General features: G+C 39.5%; 17 protein-coding genes. 1 reads left to right on the top strand and 16 read right to left on the bottom strand.

The features are described 5' to 3' along the window. Positions 1-75: 75 nt before the first annotated feature. Positions 76-444 carry a DUF4190 domain-containing protein gene (locus tag MKY45_RS14445; protein WP_052485089.1) on the bottom strand — a complete coding sequence of 123 codons (369 nt, stop codon included), beginning with the start codon at positions 442-444 and terminating at the stop codon, positions 76-78. Positions 445-612: 168 nt separating this feature from the next. On the opposite strand from MKY45_RS14445, the gene MKY45_RS14450 reads away from it, so the two are divergent. Then, positions 613-900, top strand: coding sequence for a DUF2624 domain-containing protein (locus MKY45_RS14450; protein ID WP_193063938.1), 288 nt, complete (start codon positions 613-615; stop codon positions 898-900). Positions 901-1,016: 116 nt separating this feature from the next. Here the strand turns inward: MKY45_RS14450 and MKY45_RS14455 are convergent, their stop codons facing one another. From MKY45_RS14455 to era, 15 genes are all read right to left on the bottom strand, one after another. Next, positions 1,017-1,910 carry a deoxyribonuclease IV gene (locus MKY45_RS14455; protein ID WP_339177971.1) on the bottom strand — a complete coding sequence of 298 codons (894 nt, stop codon included), beginning with the start codon at positions 1,908-1,910 and terminating at the stop codon, positions 1,017-1,019. Positions 1,911-1,921: 11 nt separating this feature from the next. Then, a complete protein-coding gene (locus tag MKY45_RS14460) occupies positions 1,922-3,235 on the bottom strand; it encodes a DEAD/DEAH box helicase (protein WP_341173051.1) in 1,314 nt (437 codons plus the stop codon). 430 nt (positions 3,236-3,665) lie between these two features. After that, positions 3,666-4,784 carry a Nif3-like dinuclear metal center hexameric protein gene (locus tag MKY45_RS14465; RefSeq protein WP_341173052.1) on the bottom strand — a complete coding sequence of 373 codons (1,119 nt, stop codon included), beginning with the start codon at positions 4,782-4,784 and terminating at the stop codon, positions 3,666-3,668. Further along, positions 4,756-5,499, bottom strand: a complete 744-nt coding sequence (locus tag MKY45_RS14470) for a tRNA (adenine(22)-N(1))-methyltransferase (RefSeq protein WP_212929090.1) — start codon at positions 5,497-5,499, stop codon at positions 4,756-4,758. Before MKY45_RS14470 ends, MKY45_RS14465 begins: the two co-directional genes overlap by 29 nt. A gap of 97 nt (positions 5,500-5,596) precedes the next feature. After that, positions 5,597-5,998: a c-type cytochrome gene (locus MKY45_RS14475; RefSeq protein WP_212929089.1), complete on the bottom strand. Its 402-nt coding sequence runs from the start codon at positions 5,996-5,998 to the stop codon at positions 5,597-5,599. Between the two features lie 81 nt (positions 5,999-6,079). Next, complete coding sequence (locus tag MKY45_RS14480; RefSeq protein ID WP_212929088.1) at positions 6,080-6,631, bottom strand: hypothetical protein; 552 nt, start codon at positions 6,629-6,631, stop codon at positions 6,080-6,082. A gap of 173 nt (positions 6,632-6,804) precedes the next feature. Then, positions 6,805-7,920 (bottom strand): RNA polymerase sigma factor RpoD, encoded by a 1,116-nt coding sequence (gene rpoD / locus MKY45_RS14485; protein WP_042534808.1) that lies wholly within the window; start codon positions 7,918-7,920, stop codon positions 6,805-6,807. Between the two features lie 27 nt (positions 7,921-7,947). Next, positions 7,948-9,759 (bottom strand): DNA primase, encoded by a 1,812-nt coding sequence (dnaG, locus tag MKY45_RS14490; RefSeq protein ID WP_193063942.1) that lies wholly within the window; start codon positions 9,757-9,759, stop codon positions 7,948-7,950. Between the two features lie 400 nt (positions 9,760-10,159). Beyond that, a complete protein-coding gene (locus MKY45_RS14495) occupies positions 10,160-10,969 on the bottom strand; it encodes a pyruvate, water dikinase regulatory protein (RefSeq protein ID WP_042534812.1) in 810 nt (269 codons plus the stop codon). 30 nt (positions 10,970-10,999) lie between these two features. Further along, positions 11,000-11,629 carry a helix-turn-helix transcriptional regulator gene (locus MKY45_RS14500; RefSeq protein WP_042534813.1) on the bottom strand — a complete coding sequence of 210 codons (630 nt, stop codon included), beginning with the start codon at positions 11,627-11,629 and terminating at the stop codon, positions 11,000-11,002. Positions 11,630-11,888: 259 nt separating this feature from the next. Then, complete coding sequence (glyS, locus tag MKY45_RS14505; protein WP_212929086.1) at positions 11,889-13,964, bottom strand: glycine--tRNA ligase subunit beta; 2,076 nt, start codon at positions 13,962-13,964, stop codon at positions 11,889-11,891. 1 nt (position 13,965) lies between these two features. Next, positions 13,966-14,844: a glycine--tRNA ligase subunit alpha gene (gene glyQ, locus MKY45_RS14510; protein WP_042534818.1), complete on the bottom strand. Its 879-nt coding sequence runs from the start codon at positions 14,842-14,844 to the stop codon at positions 13,966-13,968. Between the two features lie 384 nt (positions 14,845-15,228). Further along, entirely contained in the window at positions 15,229-15,975 is a 747-nt protein-coding gene (gene recO, locus MKY45_RS14515; protein ID WP_341173053.1) for a DNA repair protein RecO, read from the bottom strand. Between the two features lie 122 nt (positions 15,976-16,097). After that, positions 16,098-16,259: a YqzL family protein gene (locus MKY45_RS14520; protein WP_139089150.1), complete on the bottom strand. Its 162-nt coding sequence runs from the start codon at positions 16,257-16,259 to the stop codon at positions 16,098-16,100. Between the two features lie 334 nt (positions 16,260-16,593). Then, the gene (era, locus tag MKY45_RS14525) at positions 16,594-17,496 is read right to left on the bottom strand and encodes a GTPase Era (RefSeq protein ID WP_042534822.1); all 903 of its coding nucleotides are present in this window, start codon (positions 17,494-17,496) and stop codon (positions 16,594-16,596) included. Positions 17,497-17,667: the final 171 nt, after the last annotated feature.

Here is a 17,667-nt window from a genome sequence, read left to right on the forward strand (position 1 = left end):
TTTCAAAGTGAATGCTTGCTTTTTATTATGAAATGCAGCTTTCTGCTAAATAATTATAATGCTCAGAAATGCCGCCTAGGAAAAGAAAGGGATAATGAAAAAAGCGGAAATCAAAGAAAGAGCTCCTGCTATAATTCCGATAATACCAAGAATATTTGTCCCTCTGCTTCGTGCTACAAATCCGAATACAATGCTGGCGGCTCCTAAAATAACCGGCCAGGTAAAAAATGAAATAATTGCTAAGATAATACTTCCCCATCCATATATCGTCCCCGGGTTAAAGCTTTTCTCATCTTCAAATTCCAGCAGGTTGGCATCGGTTAGTTCTGTTGAAAATTCTTCCATTCTTTTGCTGTCTAACTGTTCATTTGTATGTTCATGCTGTGGTCTTTGTCCATGGTTCGGCATATCCTGTATACGTTTGTCTTTATCATTATCATTCATGAGATAAACTCCTTATACTTTAGAATTATATGATTAGCATACGGAATCCACAGGTTTTCATACAGGTATCATGCGGAATTTTTAGCAAAGAATGGTATAATCTTTTTGTTGTCTGCATATATTTACATGATGGAAGAAAATAAGAGGATATTCAAAAGGAGGGATGATATGTCTTTCTTTATCAAAGAAATGATTAAAAATAAACTGCGTAAATTAACCCCAGATGAAATTTTACATTATAGCGCCGAATACGGCTTTGCTATCACACGTACACAAGCGGACCAGATTGTACATTATTTAAGAACTTCTGCACCTAATCCATTTGACCAGGCAGATCGTGACCGCTTTATGATGGAGCTTGCAAAAATCACGGATCAGAAAACAGCAGCAGCAGCACAGCAGTTAATGGATGAGGTCATTAAATCATATGGGATGGAGCATTTATTTGAAAACTAAAACCGGCTGAAATTAAAAAAGATGAGCATCCCCATATACAGGGTGCTCATCTTTTTTAATTTATCATGGTTAATTGACCATACCCCCCGCTGAATAAAGTTTGATTTTATACGGGGCTAGCCTTCCATAATGATTTCCTTTAAATTCTCTTGAAAATCACCTTCGCGCAGCATTGCTATTTCATACTTGTACGGTGCTTTTTTATTTTTCTTATCTGTGCCTACATAAGGTGTTTCAAGGATTTTAGGAAGCTCGCTAAGCTGCGGATGATGAACAACCTTGTGGAGGGCATCAAAGCCAATGTAGCCAAAACCGATGTTTTCATGACGGTCTTTATGAGCTCCGCGGTCATTTTTACTGTCATTGACATGGACTACTTTCAGACGGTCTAATCCGACGATTTTATCAAATGAATTCAATACCCCATCAAAATCATTGACGACGTCATAGCCTGCATCATGAATATGACATGTATCCAAACAAACAGAGAGATGTTCATTGTGCGTAACACCAGAAATAATTTCAGCCAGTTCTTCAAATGTACGGCCCATTTCGGAGCCTTTTCCAGCCATTGTTTCTAATGCAATTTGAACATCATTTTTTTGTTCAAGCACTTCATTTAATCCTTCGATAATTTTCGGAATACCCTTGTCCGGGCCTTCCCCCACATGCGCTCCCGGATGAAGTACGATTTGTTTTGCCCCCAGAGCCTCAGTACGTTCGATTTCACTCCGCAGAAAATTAACGCCCAATTCAAATGTCTCCGGTTTTACCGTGTTGCCGATATTAATAATATACGGCGCATGCACAACAATGTCAGCTATTCCATGAGATGCCATATGTTCTAATCCAGCTTCAATATTTAATTCTTCAATCGGCTTTCTTCTTGTGTTCTGCGGTGCGCCTGTATAAATCATAAAGGTATTTGCCCCGTAGGAAGCAGCTTCTTCGCTGGATCCTAATAACATTTTCTTACCATTCATTGAAACATGAGAACCGATTTTCACCATATTTATTCCTCCTAACGCTTCTTCCTGTTTTGCTCTTTTGTCAGCTGTCTTTTAATTTGCTGTTGCTGCTGCTTTTGTTTTTTCTTATAGCCCGGCTTTACTTTCTTTGCTTTTCTTACGCGCTTCCACGCTTCCCGGTCATTACTTGTTTCTTCGGTTTTCCGGCGTGTTCTTTCATTCCAGGATTTATCCTCGGTCCATTCACCCTGCTTAACCTCTACGAACGAGAACGTGAGTCCCTTTTGTTCCAATCTTTCGATTAAACGGGCGTCCTCTTCGCTGTAAATACTGATTGCCGTGCCTTCTAGTCCGGCTCGTGCTGTTCTGCCGACACGGTGAATATAAAAATGCTCTTCTTTTGGAAGCTGGGCATTAATCACATGGCTGACACCCTTGATATCAATTCCCCTTGAAGCTAAATCTGTTGCGACTACGTATTGATAGCGCAGCTGCTGTATCTCTTTCAATACACGCTTTCTCTCCCGGGGCGTCAGACCGCCATGAATGACACCAACATCCAAGCCATAGCCTCCAAGCGCTTCTGCCAGCTCATTAGCCTGTTGTTTCCCATTTGTAAATACCAGCGCTAAATAGGGATGGATTGTCTTGGAAATATCCCAAATAATCTTCGCTTCATCCCGATGCTTTTTCAGGATAAGCCGATGCTCCATCGTTTCCGGAGAAAAATGCTCTTCCATTTTAATATATTCCGGATTTCTTAAATATTTTTTAAAGAAATGCTGTAAACGTTGTGGAATGGTTGCCGAGAAGACCAGCAGCTGAATATCCTGCTTCGCGCGTACTAATAATTGATCCACTTCTTCAATAAATCCTAAATCAAGCATCAAGTCCGCCTCGTCAATCACAAACGATTCCGCACTATAGATGGATAATGCCCCATCCTTTACTAAATCTAAAATTCTCCCTGGTGTCCCCACCACAATCATTGGCGGTGTTTTTAATTTCTCAATTGCCTTTTGTTTATCGGTACCTCCGACAAGCAGCTTGGCTGTCCATTTTTCTGTCTTATCCGCAATCGTAATGATTTTCCTTACTTCATTGTAAAGCTGTGTTGCCAGTTCCCTTGTTGGCGCAGTAATTACAAACTGCACTTTCTTTTGATTCTCATCCAGCTGTTGAAACATCGGCAATAAAAATGCATGCGATTTGCCGGAACCGGTCCGGGATTGACCAATAACACTTTTTCCATCCAAGATAGCAGGTATCACTTTTTCTTGGATTGCAGTCGGATTTCTAAAATCCAATTCTTGAATAATATCCTGGATATCCATATCCAGGGATAGTTCTGCAAATGTTTTTTCCATCTGTTTCCCTCCTTTGAAATCTTTTCTATAATAAGTTGAAATAAAACGAAACTTCACTCAGCGGAAGTTTTTGTTCTTCCAACGCTTTCAGGTTAATAGCCAGCCGCTACGAAAAAAAAACTACGCTAGTTAGATTTTTACTACCTATTTATAACAAACATAAAATTCATTAACCTGACAACATTGGTTTATATTCTTCACCCACTGAGAGTTAGTTGAGTGATTCAAGGAGCTAGCATCCGTTATCTCCCGCCTAAATACAAATACATTTATTTTTACGTTTTATTTTAAGGCGGGAGTTTTACGGACAGTTCTCCGTGATAAATATCCAGCCTATGACATTTTCTACCACGTGTTATAGAGGGAGACCTCAAAAACACTATGCTGGTTAAAATGCTTATCACTCAAATAAATCATTTAACTATCTATTTCACATAAATACGAACGGGTCTGTATTTACTTCAGATACATAAACCTTTGACCTGAATGCAGGTATTTCCTGTATAAGTTTTTCCTTGGTTGCTGTTTTCATTATCTTCTCGATATAATGACCGGCATCAATGACTGTCAGTCCCATCTGCTCTGCATCTTGAGCAGCGTGAAATGTCATATCTCCTGTAATATATACATCCGCTTTTTTTCGGAGCGCATGACTGACATATTTCTCCCCGCTTCCTCCCAGGACAGCAACTTTTTTTACATTCTTTTCTATATTACCAGAAACACGCACGCGAGGCATGTCTAAATTCTTTTTCACCGTTTCAATGAATGCCTTCATTGAAACCGGGGATTCCAGGACACCAAAGCGTCCGATTCCAATCGACTGTCCTTTATTTTCCAATGGATACATATCATAAGCCGGTTCTTCATAAGGATGGGCTGAAATAACAGCATCTATCACCCTGGCTAGATTTTTCTTAGGAACAACGGCTTCCAGCTTCTTTTCATCGACAAAAGTCATTTCATTCTGCTCGCCAATATACGGGACAGCCTGCTCTGACGGAAGAAAAGTCCCTTGTCCGGCGCTTTGAAAGGTGCAATGACTGTAATCGCCAATTTGGCCAGCTCCGCCCTGATGCAGAGCATCCCGTAATTCCTGTACATGCGACTCTGGAACAAAAACAACAATTTTAAGCAGCGACTCTTGTTCTAACACTTCTAAGGGTTCTTTATTTTTCAATTCAAGGGCGTCACTTAATAAATCATTTACACCACCCTCGGCGATATCCAGATTGGTATGTGCAGCAAAGACCGTTATATCGTTTTTTAAAAGCTTTTGTACCACTCTCCCCTTCGGATGATCGACATTAATCTGTTTTAAAGGCTGAAACAGCAAGGGGTGATGGGCAATAATCAAATTCGCCCCTTTTTCAATTGCTTCATCAACTACTTCCTCCGTCACATCCAGTGTAATCAGAATTTGAGATGTCGTATCATGAAACCGTCCAGTCTGTAACCCGATATTATCCCAATGATAGGCAAAACTTTTCGGTGCCCAGCTGTCCATAATCCGAAAAAAATCAGTGTGTTTCGTCGTTTGTTCCTTCATGATCAAGTTCCTCCTTCATCCAGTATAATTCTGTTTGGAAATCAGCTATTTTCTCATGATTTATTTGCTTTGCCTGCTGCATTTGCAAAATGATTCGTTCGATATTCATTATCTCCTGTGACCATTTTTTAATAAAAGCAGCATTCTTCTCTTTCATTAAATAGGGACCTAATAAAAGCTGCCTGCCCTTCTTCTGTTCATTATCACTGTATGGTGAAGATGCTTCTGCATAACGATCCGCAACAAGCACTTCATAGATATGTCCCTGCTCATCCACAATTTCTTCTGCTCTCAGTATAAAATCATTTTGATCAAACCATCGTCTGACTGCTCTTGCGTCTACATTAGGCTGCGCAATAATTCGTTCAGCAGATTTAGCAATAGCAGCATGGTTTTCTAAGATGGAAGTAATCAATCCTCCACCCATCCCTGCAATAACAATTTGTTTGACCTCGCCTTCATTTATGACAGATAAACCATCTCCTAAACGGGCATCGATTCGTTCCTCTAATTGATGAAATCGAATTGTTTTTTTGGCGCTGTCTAAAGGCCCTTGATTCACTTCTCCGGCAATAGCGCTTGCTGTTTTATCTCTTTGGCAGACATAGGCAGGCAGATACGCATGATCCGAACCAATATCTGCGAAATGCGCTCCCTGAGGCAGATATTCAGCAACTATTTTCAAACGATTTGATAGGGTGACATTCTGGTTCATTATTTGTTCTCCTTTTAAAGACAGTTCTTTTCTGTATTTCTCCAATAAGAAAAGCTTTCTGTACGAATCAGAAAGCTTTCATTTCTTTTATTATATATTATTCATGCTCGCTTAACCACTCGCTGAGTGCATCTAATTCTTCACCTGCAAGCTGAGGGAAAGCCGGCATGCCTCCGTCAGTTCCATTTTCAATGATATCAGCAATTTCTTCTTGAGAATAAGTGCTTCCAACTTGCGTTAAATCAGGAGCAGAACCACTTGCTAAATCTTGACCATGACAGCTGGCACAATTGGATTGGAAAACTTCTTCTCCAGCATCAGCACTGGTAGACTCGCCGCCTTCTTCTCCTCCTTCTGCCTCTTCTGTCTGTTCTTCACCATTTTCTTCAGCATCTTGAATAGCCTGTCTTTGATCAATACCAATTACAGAAATAATAATGACAGCTATCAGCCCCAGCCCGGCAATAATTGCATATGGTATAACCGGATTCTTTTTCATTACGCTTCCTCCTTATGTAATCCAAATATTATAAATTAATACTACTATTAGTTTACTCGAAATCTAAAAATTTTTAAAGGATTATCCAAGATATTTAAAAAAAACGACAAAAGTGATGATTCCTATAGTCAAAGCTGCTCCCAGATAACGAATAACAGGCAGCTTTTTCAAATATCCAAAAACAATCCATCCAATGCCATTGGCAGTAATCATAAAATTATTATAAGCTCCTAATCCAAAAGTATCCATTATACAAATAGAAAGCTGCAACACATATAACAATTGAATAGATATAAATAAATAACGATATCGCCGTGATGCATTCTTTCCATTTCTTGACCAGATTAGAATATTTATAAAGAAAACAAAACATAAAATACCTGCCCCGACAGAGCCGGCTAATTGATAATAATAATCTAAAAAGATAACGCTTACCAATATCATCAACATCATGGTAAAATGAAGCTTTTTCCATGTAGATAGCCAATTTTTATTTTTATTGGTTATTTCTATTTCTCCGCCTTTAGTATATAATGCTAATAAAAAATCACATTGTTCTTCCGGCAATAAACGATTCTCTTTCCACTTTAAAATTTCCTGGATAATCAATTGGTTTTTTTCATGATTATTCATAAATCCACCCCGGAAGCGTCACCATTTAAATGTTAAAAAAAGCAAAATCTTATTTTATGGACTTTTGAATATTCTCTATGAATTCATATAAAACAATAATTGGAATACGCAAGCCGTTAAACGGGAACTTGCATATTCCAGTATTCAGAATGAACTTATTTCAGTATAACACCTTAATCAAGGAAGTCTTTCAATCGCTTGCTTCGGCTTGGGTGTCTTAATTTACGCAATGCTTTCGCTTCGATTTGGCGGATACGTTCTCTGGTTACCCCAAATACTTTCCCTACTTCTTCAAGTGTTCTCGTTCTTCCATCATCTAATCCAAAGCGCAGACGAAGCACATTTTCTTCTCTGTCTGTCAATGTGTCTAATACATCTTCCAGCTGTTCTTTCAGTAATTCGTAAGCTGCATGATCGGATGGAGAGATTGCTTCCTGATCCTCAATGAAATCACCTAGATGGGAATCGTCTTCTTCTCCGATTGGTGTTTCTAAAGATACAGGTTCTTGAGCGATTTTTAGAATGTCGCGCACCTTATCCGGGCTTAATTCCATTTCTTCGCCGATTTCCTCCGGTGTCGGTTCACGTCCCAGATCCTGCAGCAGAGAGCGCTGTACACGGATTAATTTATTAATGGTTTCCACCATATGAACCGGGATACGAATGGTACGGGCCTGGTCCGCGATTGCACGGGTAATAGCCTGTCTAATCCACCAGGTTGCGTAGGTACTGAATTTAAACCCTTTGCGGTAGTCAAATTTCTCAACAGCTTTGATCAGACCCATGTTTCCTTCTTGAATCAAATCGAGGAAAAGCATCCCCCGTCCAACATAGCGTTTTGCGATGCTGACAACGAGACGAAGATTGGCTTCCGCTAACCTTCTCTTTGCTTCGATATCTCCCTCTTCAATTCGGGAAGCGAGTTCAATTTCTTCTGCTGCAGAAAGCAGGTCTACTCTGCCGATTTCTTTTAAATACATACGGACCGGGTCATTGATCTTTATCCCTAAAGGAACACTGAGATCATTCAGGTTGATTTCTTCTTCTTTTGCGATTTTCTGCATCTCGGGGTCATCCTCAGACTCACCTAACACATCGACACCCTGTTCTTCCAGATACTCATAAAACTCATCCATTTGTTCGGGTTCCATGTCAAAATTAGATAAACCGTCAGCCACTTCTTCATACGCAAGTGTACCGCGTTTCTTACCCATGTCAACCAATTTTTCTTTTGCTTGCTCTAATGTCAGTTCGGGTTCTTTCATATGCGAAGGTTTTTGTTCGGCCATGAGTCCCCCTCCTTCCAAATTGTTGAATTATTTTTCGTTATTTTGCTTCTGCAGCCGGATTAACTCCATTGCCAAGCGGGCAGCCTCCAATGGATCATTTTCCTGCTCCGCTTTCCTTTGCTGCTCTTTTAAGCTTTTTTTCGCCGGACTTTGATCCGCCTCCCGATGAATCATTCGCAGATAGTCATCGATTTCTTCCTCTGTACTATGCTGGACATCGCTGGACATCGCCAATTCAATGACTTGATTCTTTAAATGTTCATCAGACAGTCTCTCCATAAATAAACTAATATCTGGTGAATTACCTTCTTCATAAAAAGCATATAAATGTGTTGCAACAATTTTATGGTCATTTACATTAAATCCCGCTCCAAGCTCATATTGTACTTTTTCAGCTATATAGGCATCCTGAAGCATATAGGATAAAATTCTTTTTTCAGCATTAACATATGCCGGAAATAACTTTTTCTTATTTGCAGGTACATATGGCTTAGTATAACTCTTATCACGCTGATTATCCTTCGCGGAAGGCTGGCTTTTCTGATACTGAGCCAGCTGGCTCATCAAGGTATCTACAGACAAATCAAATTCCTTATGCAATTCCTGAATATAATATTCCCGTTCCAGCGCACTCTCAATCATAGAAAGTTCTTTTAAAACGCGCTCGATATACTCAATACGCTCACTTTCCAGCTGCAGATTGAAGTGTCTGCGCTGATATCGCATGAAGAAACTCATATAACTGTCACTTGTGCGCAGAACCCTTTCTTTAAAAGCTTCGCCTCCATGCTCCCGGACGTAGCTGTCCGGGTCTTCCTCTGCATCCAAATTGGCAATACGGACATCACAGCCGACAGACCGCAATAGAAGTGCCGACTTATAACGGGCTTCTATCCCTGCACTATCCCCATCAAAACAAATAATAACCGTATCGACATAGCGGTTTAAAAGCTTTGCCTGCGTTTCTGTCAAAGCGGTCCCCATCGTAGCCACTACATTTTTCACGCCAGCCTGATAAACAGAAATAACATCCATATAGCCTTCCATTAAAACAGCTTCATTTTCTTTTCGGATATGGCGCTTTGCCAAGTCAAAATTATATAAAAGCTTACTTTTTTGAAAAAGTTCGCCTTCCGAGCTATTTAAATATTTCGGACCGCTGTCATCATGCATTGCTCTTCCGCCAAAACCGACAGTGCGCCCCAATGCATTCCGTATAGGGAAAATAATTCTGCCGCGAAAACGGTCGATGACTTCATTATTATCGTTTCCTGCTAAAATACCGCTTTTCAAAAGCAATGGTTTAGAATATCCTTTTTGTGTAAGAAACTTCGCTGTGAAATCGCGCTTATCCGGAGCATATCCGATTTGGAATTCTTCTAACGTCTCCTTCGTAAGCCCGCGGCTTTTTAGATACTCTAATCCATCCTTCCCATCTTTTTGATACTTTATGAGATGATGATATAATTTTGTCAACCATTCATACGCAGAGAGCATCTGCTCTGTTTCCTCTGATAAAGAAGTTTCTTTGGGAATGGATGCTGTCGGCAGCTCTACACCGCTTCGGTCAGCTAAATATTTCAGCGCCTCATAAAATGTGAAATTTTCCATTTCCATTAGAAACGAGAATACATTTCCGCCTTTTCCGCAGCCAAAGCAATGAAAGATCTGTTTATCCTGGGTAACTGAAAATGAGGGTGTATTTTCGCCATGAAAGGGACATAGACCAAAATAGTTTTTACCTTGTTTTTTTAATTGAATGTACTCTCCAATGACATCGACAATATCATTGGTTTTTTTCACTTCCTCAATAATTGGTTCAGGTATTTGATTAGCCATGTTTACCACCAACTATTCTATTTGATTTTATAGGATGCTAAAACACATTTTAGAGAGATTATGCAAAATCCTCCTTTTTAAACTTAGTTGCTCCATTTTTCATGATTCGACATATTTTTTTCTTATTCTCAAAAAAAATAGCCTTAACATAGATTCTACAAAGGATACATAGATTCCTTCTTTTTCAGAGCAAATTATGATTAAAATTGCATTTTATTTAAATCTGCTCATACGATTTACCATTATAATATATTTTTTAATAGATTTCTATTAATTTGTATATAAATCTATGGAACAAAGAAAAACATTCCGTGAGAGTTGCGTACAGAATGCTTTTCCAACCATTTTTATCCTGAAAATATACTGTTATTATATCTCTTGTAAAGCTTTAAAATGATTATTATTGTCTGCTTTGCCACATTCTAATAATCTGATTTGCTGTTTCTTCCACTGCTTTATGAGACACGTCAATAACAGGACAGCCAATTTTTTCAACGACATCATTAAAAAATTCGAGCTCCTGTTCAATTCTGCTTACATTTGCATACGTTGCCTGATCTCCCAGTCCCAGCGCTTTTAAACGTTCTTTCCGAATGCCATTCAATTTTTCTGAAGAGATACGTAAACCAATACATTTTTTAGGGTCGACCATCATCAGCTCTTCCGGCGGGTCTACCTCTGGAACAATCGGAACATTTGCTACTTTAAAGCGTTTGTGTGCCAAGAATTGAGACAGTGGCGTTTTGGAGGTTCTGGAAACACCTATCAATACGATATCGGCACGGGTGATGCCCCGCGTATCTCTCCCGTCATCGTATTTAACAGCAAACTCAATCGCTTCAATCTTTTTGAAATAATCTTCGTCCAGTTTATGAACAAGTCCTGCCTCTAAACGGGGCTGATCACTAAAAACACGCTCCATGGCGTCCATAGTCGGACCCATGATATCAATTGCTTCAATATCCAGTTCAGCTGCACGCTTGTTTAAATGCGCTCGCAATTCTGGATTAACCAGTGTAAAACCGATAAGACTTGAATTCAATTTTGCCTGTTGTAAGAATTCATCAATCGTTCCTTTATCTTCTACATAAGGAATACGCTGAATTTTATAATCCCCGCTTTTGAATTGGCTTAAGCCTGCTTTAATTACCAGCTCGGCCGTTTCTCCAACAGAATCAGATAACACATAAATAACTTGCTGCTCCTTCATCTCGACATCCTCCCCTTAGCACCTAAAAAATTATATTGTATCTTCCATTGTTAATTCAACCAACAGTTTCGTCATCGTTGTTTTTGTAATACGGCCGATAACCTCAAGACCATTTTCGGTATCTTTTACTACAGGGACACCATCGATCTGCTTGGATATAAGCTGATGAGCTACATCGACCAGCAGGTCATTTTTTCGGCAAACAGTTATATTAGGCATTCTTGTCATAATAATCGGTACAGGGATAGAGCTCAGGTCCTGCCTGCCCATACTTGAACGCAGCAAATCCTTTCGGGAAAGAACTCCCACCAAGCATGAATTTTCATCGACAACAAAAAGTGTGCCTACATCTTCTAAGAACATCGTTGATATTGCATCGTATACTGATACCTTCTCATTTACAGCTACTGGGACCTGCTGAAATTCATGAACCTTATACCGCTTTATCTTTTCTGTCAGCAATTCTGAACCTGTTTTACCTGTATAAAAGTAGCCAACACGAGGACGTGCGTCTAAAAAACCAGCCATCGTCAGAATAGCCAGGTCCGGTCTCAATGTGGCCCGGGTCAGCGCCAGCTGGTCTGCTATTTGCTCCCCCGTGATGGGACCGTCTGCTTTTACTATTTCTATAATCCGCTGCTGTCTTTTCGATAAGTCCACTTTTTCACCACCTAAACTGCCGCATTATACGCAAATAAATAGGATGTTTGCTATATATCAATTGCATCAAATTTGGCATTATGAAAGATAATGTACCATGTTTTTCATATTTAAAACATGGTACATTCATTATTATTCGACTCCATTCACTAAAAAACCTTTTTTTAAGAGAGAAAACCTTTTTAAACATCCTCTAAAGTGAAGAAAGTGTAAAATTGTTTAGATTAATTGTCGTCATCGCAGAAGTCTTACTATATTTCTAGGCATGCTGCTTCCACGCTATTTTTCGTAAATCCGCATATTGCAAAATAAGCATAGAAAGCTCATGAATCATAGATAGACGATTTTTTCTTACTTCTTCATTATCGTCCATAATCATATTATGATCAAAGAATGCGTGGATATTATCAGCAAGATCCGCAAGAAGCTGTAATGCCTCTTCACTGTTTTGTGCCTCTAAATGTGCAGCATAATTTGATTTCACAGATTTCACAGCATCGTATAATGCTTGTTCTGATTCTGTTTGGATAAGCGCAGCGTCTGCTTCATGGTTTTTATCCTCTACCTTATTTTCCAGATTCAGCACACGCACCAGCGCCTCCTGCGAGTTTTTAAAAGCTTCATCTGCTTTTTTCACAGATAAAACATGTGCTTTATCTACTGCAAAATGAAATACGCCAAGCTGATTGTCTGTAATTGCATGAATAATATCTGATTCTACATTCTCTTCACGGAGCAAATACGCAGCACGGGAACCAAAAAATGTGCGCAAATCATCATTCGCAGAGGCATTTACAGTTAAACCGGCATCCGCTAATACAGATAAAGTATAGTTAATGAGTGATTCTACTGTCACATCCCAATGCTGAGCCTGCAAAATGCGTAAAATTCCCGTTGCCTGTCTTCGTAAGCCATATGGATCCTGCGAACCGCTCGGGATAAGTCCGACACTGATACAGCCTGCAATGGTATCCATTTTATCTGCAATACTCAGTACGGCGCCGACTGTTGTTGCAGGGAGTTCCCCATGAGACTGCTTGGGCAGATAATGTTCGCGTATAGCTTGAGAAACTTCTTTTGATTCTCCAAAATATGCAGCATATTTCTCGCCCATTACGCCCTGTAATTCCGTAAATTCATTTACCATATTGGTCATTAAATCGAATTTGCTGATTTCTGCAGCGCGGGCAATCTCTTTTCCTTCTTTTAAAGCAAGTTCTTCAGCTAAATGACTCGCAATTTTTTTAACCCGGTTTACTTTGTCTGTATACGTACCCAGCTTTTCCTGAAATACAACTCTGGTCAGCTTCTCCTGGAAGAAATCAATTGAAAGTTTTTTGTCCTCTTCAAAGAAAAACTCTGCGTCCGCAAGACGCGCGCGAAGTACCTTCTCATTTCCCCGGATGACGGTTTCCAATTCGTAATCATCACCGTTTCTTACTCCTACAAATTTAGGCAGCAGCTCTCCGTCTCGTTCTACCGGGAAATAACGCTGGTGCTCGGCCATAGACGTAATAAGTACTTCTTTGGGCAGAGCTAAGAAAGAATCTGCGAAACTGCCTACGAAAGCAGTCGGATATTCTACAAGGTTTTTCACTTCATTTAAAAGCTCTGTATCCACCGGAATCTGAAATCCATTTTTGGTTTGCAGTGTATCCAGCTGCTCTACAATTTTCTCTTTACGTTTTTCAGCATTTGCAATGACATAATTCTCATTTAACAGCTGTTCGTATTGCTTGGGTTCCCCTATGGTCAGCTTATCGCTGAGAAAACGATGTCCGTAGGTGAAATTACTTGTTTTCACATGCGCAATCTCAAAAGGAATCACTTTATTTCCATAAAGTGCTACCAGCCAGCGAATCGGTCTGGCGTAGCGCAATGTTTCATTTGCCCAGCGCATATTTTTCCCAAATGTGATGGACTCAATAATATCCTTAAATTCCGGGAGTAATGATTGCACTGTTTTTCCTTCGATGAATTTTTTTACATAGATATAGGAAGTTCCCTTGACCTCTTTGATATAAATATCATCGGTTGTTTTTCCCTGACCTCTGGTAAAGCCTTCCGCGGCCTTTGTCCAATTTCCCTCATCATCTTTGGCAATCTTTAAAGCAGGTCCTTTTGCTTCCTCTTCTATAGATACCTGATTTTCTGCCACTTCTTCTATAAGGACAGCCAATCTTCGCGGCGTTGAGAAGGAGACTGCAGACGAATAGGAAATACGCTGTTCATCCAGCCATTTGATTGTTTTATCCAATACTTGCGCTTCTGCATCATCTATAAATCGAGCCGGCAGCTCCTCTAATCCAATTTCAATCAATACATCCTGTGCCACTCTAGTTTGCCTCCTTTTTCAACATCGGAAAACCTAATTTTTCACGTTCTTGTACATAAATTTTTGAAATACTGCGGGCAAGATTACGAATTCGGCTGATATAGCCTGTTCTTTCTGTTACAGAAATAACCCCTTTTGCATCCAGCAGGTTGAAGGTATGTGAACATTTTAAAACATAATCATATGCCGGGAAGACAAGCCCTTTCTCCATGGCTGCTTTGGCCTCTTGTTCATATTTCGTAAATAAATCAAATAACATATCCGTATTGGATGCTTCAAATGTATAGACAGAATGCTCATATTCCGGCTGATAGAAAATATCACGAAGAGTCACTCCATTATTCCACTCTAAATCAAATACATTTTCTTTATCTTGGATATATGAAGCCAACCGCTCAATCCCGTATGTTAATTCGACCGTTACCGGATTTGCTTCCAAACCGCCGATTTGCTGGAAATAGGTAAACTGTGTGATTTCCATCCCGTCCAGCCATACTTCCCAGCCCAGACCGGCTGCGCCAAGCGTCGGGTTTTCCCAGTTATCCTCTACGAAGCGGATATCATGCTTAAGCGGATCAATCCCTAATTTTTCCAAGGACTCTAAATACAGTTCCTGAATATTCTCAGGAGATGGCTTCATGATTACCTGAAATTGATGATGCTGATACAGACGATTCGGATTTTTCCCATATCTGCCATCCGCCGGTCGTCTGGAAGGCTCTACATAGGCAACATTCCACGGCTCTGGTCCCAAGCTTCGCAGCAATGTCATAGGAGACATCGTTCCTGCACCTTTTTCAGTGTCATATGCCTGCATTAAAATACAATTTTGATCTGACCAATGATTTTGCAATGTTAAAATCATTTCTTGAATATTCATTTACTCCACTCCTTTAATGGATCGAAATTTACTGTAAGTATTTCCTTTGATGATGATAAAAAACCTCATTATAGCCACGCCATCAGCTGAAAACCTAAAAAAGCCGTCCCTATGTCTGCTTGAACGACAGACATAGGGACGGCTTAAACCGCGGTTCCACCCTACTTGCTCTCCATAACAAGAGCCTCTTTTTCATACTGCTCCGAAGTTCCTTCCAAAAGCCTCTATACACCCGGCTCGCACCAATCCCGGACTCGCTTTTTACAGAACATGCTTCCGTACTTTTCTTCATCATTGCAGTTATCATGTAGTTATTATCTTGTATAAGGTTAAATTGCGTTAATTTATGTACAAATCATACTCCATTACCCCTCAACTTGTCAATTAATTCTTAAACAAATCGAGCTGATCCAGAAACTTGCGGGATTTAATATAATATCCGCCATAACGTTCGTAATAATCTTTTAAAATAGCCTGAAACATTTTCACATTTTCCGGTTTCATTTGAATTGTTCCGATACGCTCTAATCCTGCTTCAGAAAAGAGATAGAGAAGCTTTGCCAATTTCGGCGCAAGTTCGATTGCTTCCGGATCCATATGACGGCATTTCGGACATAGAAAGCCGCCCTCTACCACAGAAAACACAAAAGGCTGCTGCGTCGACCCGCAATTGATACATTGATTTAGTACAGGGGCAAACCCAGCTTTTTTATAAAGTTTTAATTCATACATCATTATCGGGATTTCAGCCTGATCATTTTCTTCAATCCACACGATAGTTTGTTGAAATTGACCGAATAAGTACGGATCTATATTTTTATTCTCCAGCAGCTTATCCGTCAGTTCTGCAATATAGGAGCAATAAGCCGTCTTCACGAAATCCTCGCGTATCTTACGATGGGAGTTTAATAATTCTCCCTGTTGAATCGTACTCAATCCGCTTCCAAGATAAACAAAAAAACGGGCAAAAACGAATGGCTGAGTAACTGCAGCCATTCGACTTTTTGGTTTTTTTGCACCTTTTGCCAGAGCTTGGAATTTACCAAACTTTCCGCTGTAGATAGTCACTAATTTATGTGTTTCACCATAATCTTTTGTTTTTAATACCATACCATCTATCTGTTCCAGCACGTAAAATCACCCGCCCTCATTTGTTATCACAGTTTCACTAAATTCCTTCAGGGAGATGAAAAATCCCCGGCTGAATAAAGCTTCACTTTATCGCAGGAATTATCATGCTTCAAGCGACATGGTTACAAAGATGGCAAATCTATACCGTCACCCATAGAAGATTGGGTATTTTCATTTTGTCTTTTTTCCTGACTTAATTGTCCTTGCTGCTCTAGTTCTTTTAATAATAAATAGGTTTCAATGTTTCCTGTTTGATAAAACAAATTCCATGTTGCATCTAACACAAGAAACCCCACCTTTCTAATTATTTTTTTGCTGTAACTGACTCATCACAAATAGGAAAGAAAAAACTTTTCTATTTACTTCTCAAGTGCAACCAAGCATTTTCTAAAGCTTTGACTTTACTGCAGAAGGGATTCTAAGAATACGAAATCCGGTTTTAAGACTTCCTTTAACGAATAAGACGTTTTTCTGACGAAAGAGGACAGCCTGACATGAATGCCCCGCTTCTTTTATAGGTTGGTTCGATTTGACGTTTTCATTAGTATAAAATATTACCATCTTTAAGAGGATATTCAAAAAACGAATCAAAACAGCGTATCCGGTCTGCCATATCTTTTAATATTCATCAAGCCGGAAGCCATATTCATGTAATTGATTCTGTTTATTTCTCCAATCCTTCTTCACTTTCACCCAAAGTTCTAAATATACCTTAGACCCAAGCAATGCTTCGATATCGCGGCGTGATTGCTGGCCGATTTTTTTCAGCATACCGCCCTGCTTGCCAATCAAAATACCTTTTTGAGAGCTTCTTTCCGTAACAATCGTTGCTTGTACCAATAATTTATCATTTTCGTTCTTCTCTATATTTTCAATGACAACGGCAATCGAATGCGGAATCTCTTCCTTCGTATGATGCAATACTTTTTCGCGGATAAGCTCAGAAATAACAAACCTTTCCGGATGATCTGTTATTTGATCTTCCGGATAATATTGCGGACCTTCCGGCAATTGCTTAGCGAGCACCTCTAGTAAATGATCTACATTATTCCCTTCCAATGCAGAAATAGGAATAATTTCCTCAAATTCATAAAAATCCTTATATTGATTAATCAGCTGCATAAGCTTTTCCGGTTGAATCTTATCGATTTTATTAATGATCAGATATACCGGCTGTTTTATTTTTTGAAGCAAATCAATAATATATTGGTCCCCGCGGCCGTAACCTTCATCCGCATTAATCATAAATAAAATATGATCTACTTCATTCAAGGTATTCTCTGCCACCTGTACCATAAAATCGCCTAATCGGTGCTTCGGTTTATGAATTCCCGGTGTATCAATGAAAATCATTTGATATTCCTTTGTTGTCAAAACACCTTGTATTTTATTTCGTGTTGTTTGTGCCTTATCACTCATAATAGCGATCTTTTGACCAATCACCCGGTTCATGAATGTTGATTTTCCAACATTTGGTCTGCCTATAATAGCAATAAAGCCTGATTTGAAATTATTTGTCATGCTGTTTTCCTCCGAATTTCTATTCTTGATTAGGCGAGAGGACTCCCAACCTCAAGGAATGTGCAGGGTAAAATCCAATGAGTAAGTGAGAGATGAATCGCCTTTTTGCATTCACGAACCTAAGTTCGTATGTTATAATGTTCTTGAAAGACGCTCTTTGAAAACTGAACA

The sequence above is a fragment of the Oceanobacillus sp. FSL K6-0251 genome (genome assembly GCF_038004725.1).
GTDB lineage: Bacteria > Bacillota > Bacilli > Bacillales > Amphibacillaceae > Oceanobacillus > Oceanobacillus oncorhynchi.

Coding starts and splice junctions, on each gene's coding strand:
- MKY45_RS14495 (WP_042534812.1), bottom strand. CDS start 10,969: ATGAAGGAGCAGCAAGTTATTTATGTGTTATCTGATTCTGTTGGAGAA.
- rpoD (WP_042534808.1), bottom strand. CDS start 7,920: ATGGCCGAACAAAAACCTTCGCATATGAAAGAACCCGAACTGACATTA.
- MKY45_RS14455 (WP_339177971.1), bottom strand. CDS start 1,910: ATGGTGAAAATCGGTTCTCATGTTTCAATGAATGGTAAGAAAATGTTA.
- MKY45_RS14480 (WP_212929088.1), bottom strand. CDS start 6,631: ATGAATAATCATGAAAAAAACCAATTGATTATCCAGGAAATTTTAAAG.
- MKY45_RS14460 (WP_341173051.1), bottom strand. CDS start 3,235: ATGGAAAAAACATTTGCAGAACTATCCCTGGATATGGATATCCAGGAT.
- MKY45_RS14450 (WP_193063938.1), top strand. CDS start 613: ATGTCTTTCTTTATCAAAGAAATGATTAAAAATAAACTGCGTAAATTA.
- MKY45_RS14475 (WP_212929089.1), bottom strand. CDS start 5,998: ATGAAAAAGAATCCGGTTATACCATATGCAATTATTGCCGGGCTGGGG.
- MKY45_RS14465 (WP_341173052.1), bottom strand. CDS start 4,784: ATGAAGGAACAAACGACGAAACACACTGATTTTTTTCGGATTATGGAC.
- MKY45_RS14470 (WP_212929090.1), bottom strand. CDS start 5,499: ATGAACCAGAATGTCACCCTATCAAATCGTTTGAAAATAGTTGCTGAA.
- glyQ (WP_042534818.1), bottom strand. CDS start 14,844: ATGAATATTCAAGAAATGATTTTAACATTGCAAAATCATTGGTCAGAT.
- dnaG (WP_193063942.1), bottom strand. CDS start 9,759: ATGGCTAATCAAATACCTGAACCAATTATTGAGGAAGTGAAAAAAACC.
- era (WP_042534822.1), bottom strand. CDS start 17,496: ATGACAAATAATTTCAAATCAGGCTTTATTGCTATTATAGGCAGACCA.
- MKY45_RS14445 (WP_052485089.1), bottom strand. CDS start 444: ATGAATGATAATGATAAAGACAAACGTATACAGGATATGCCGAACCAT.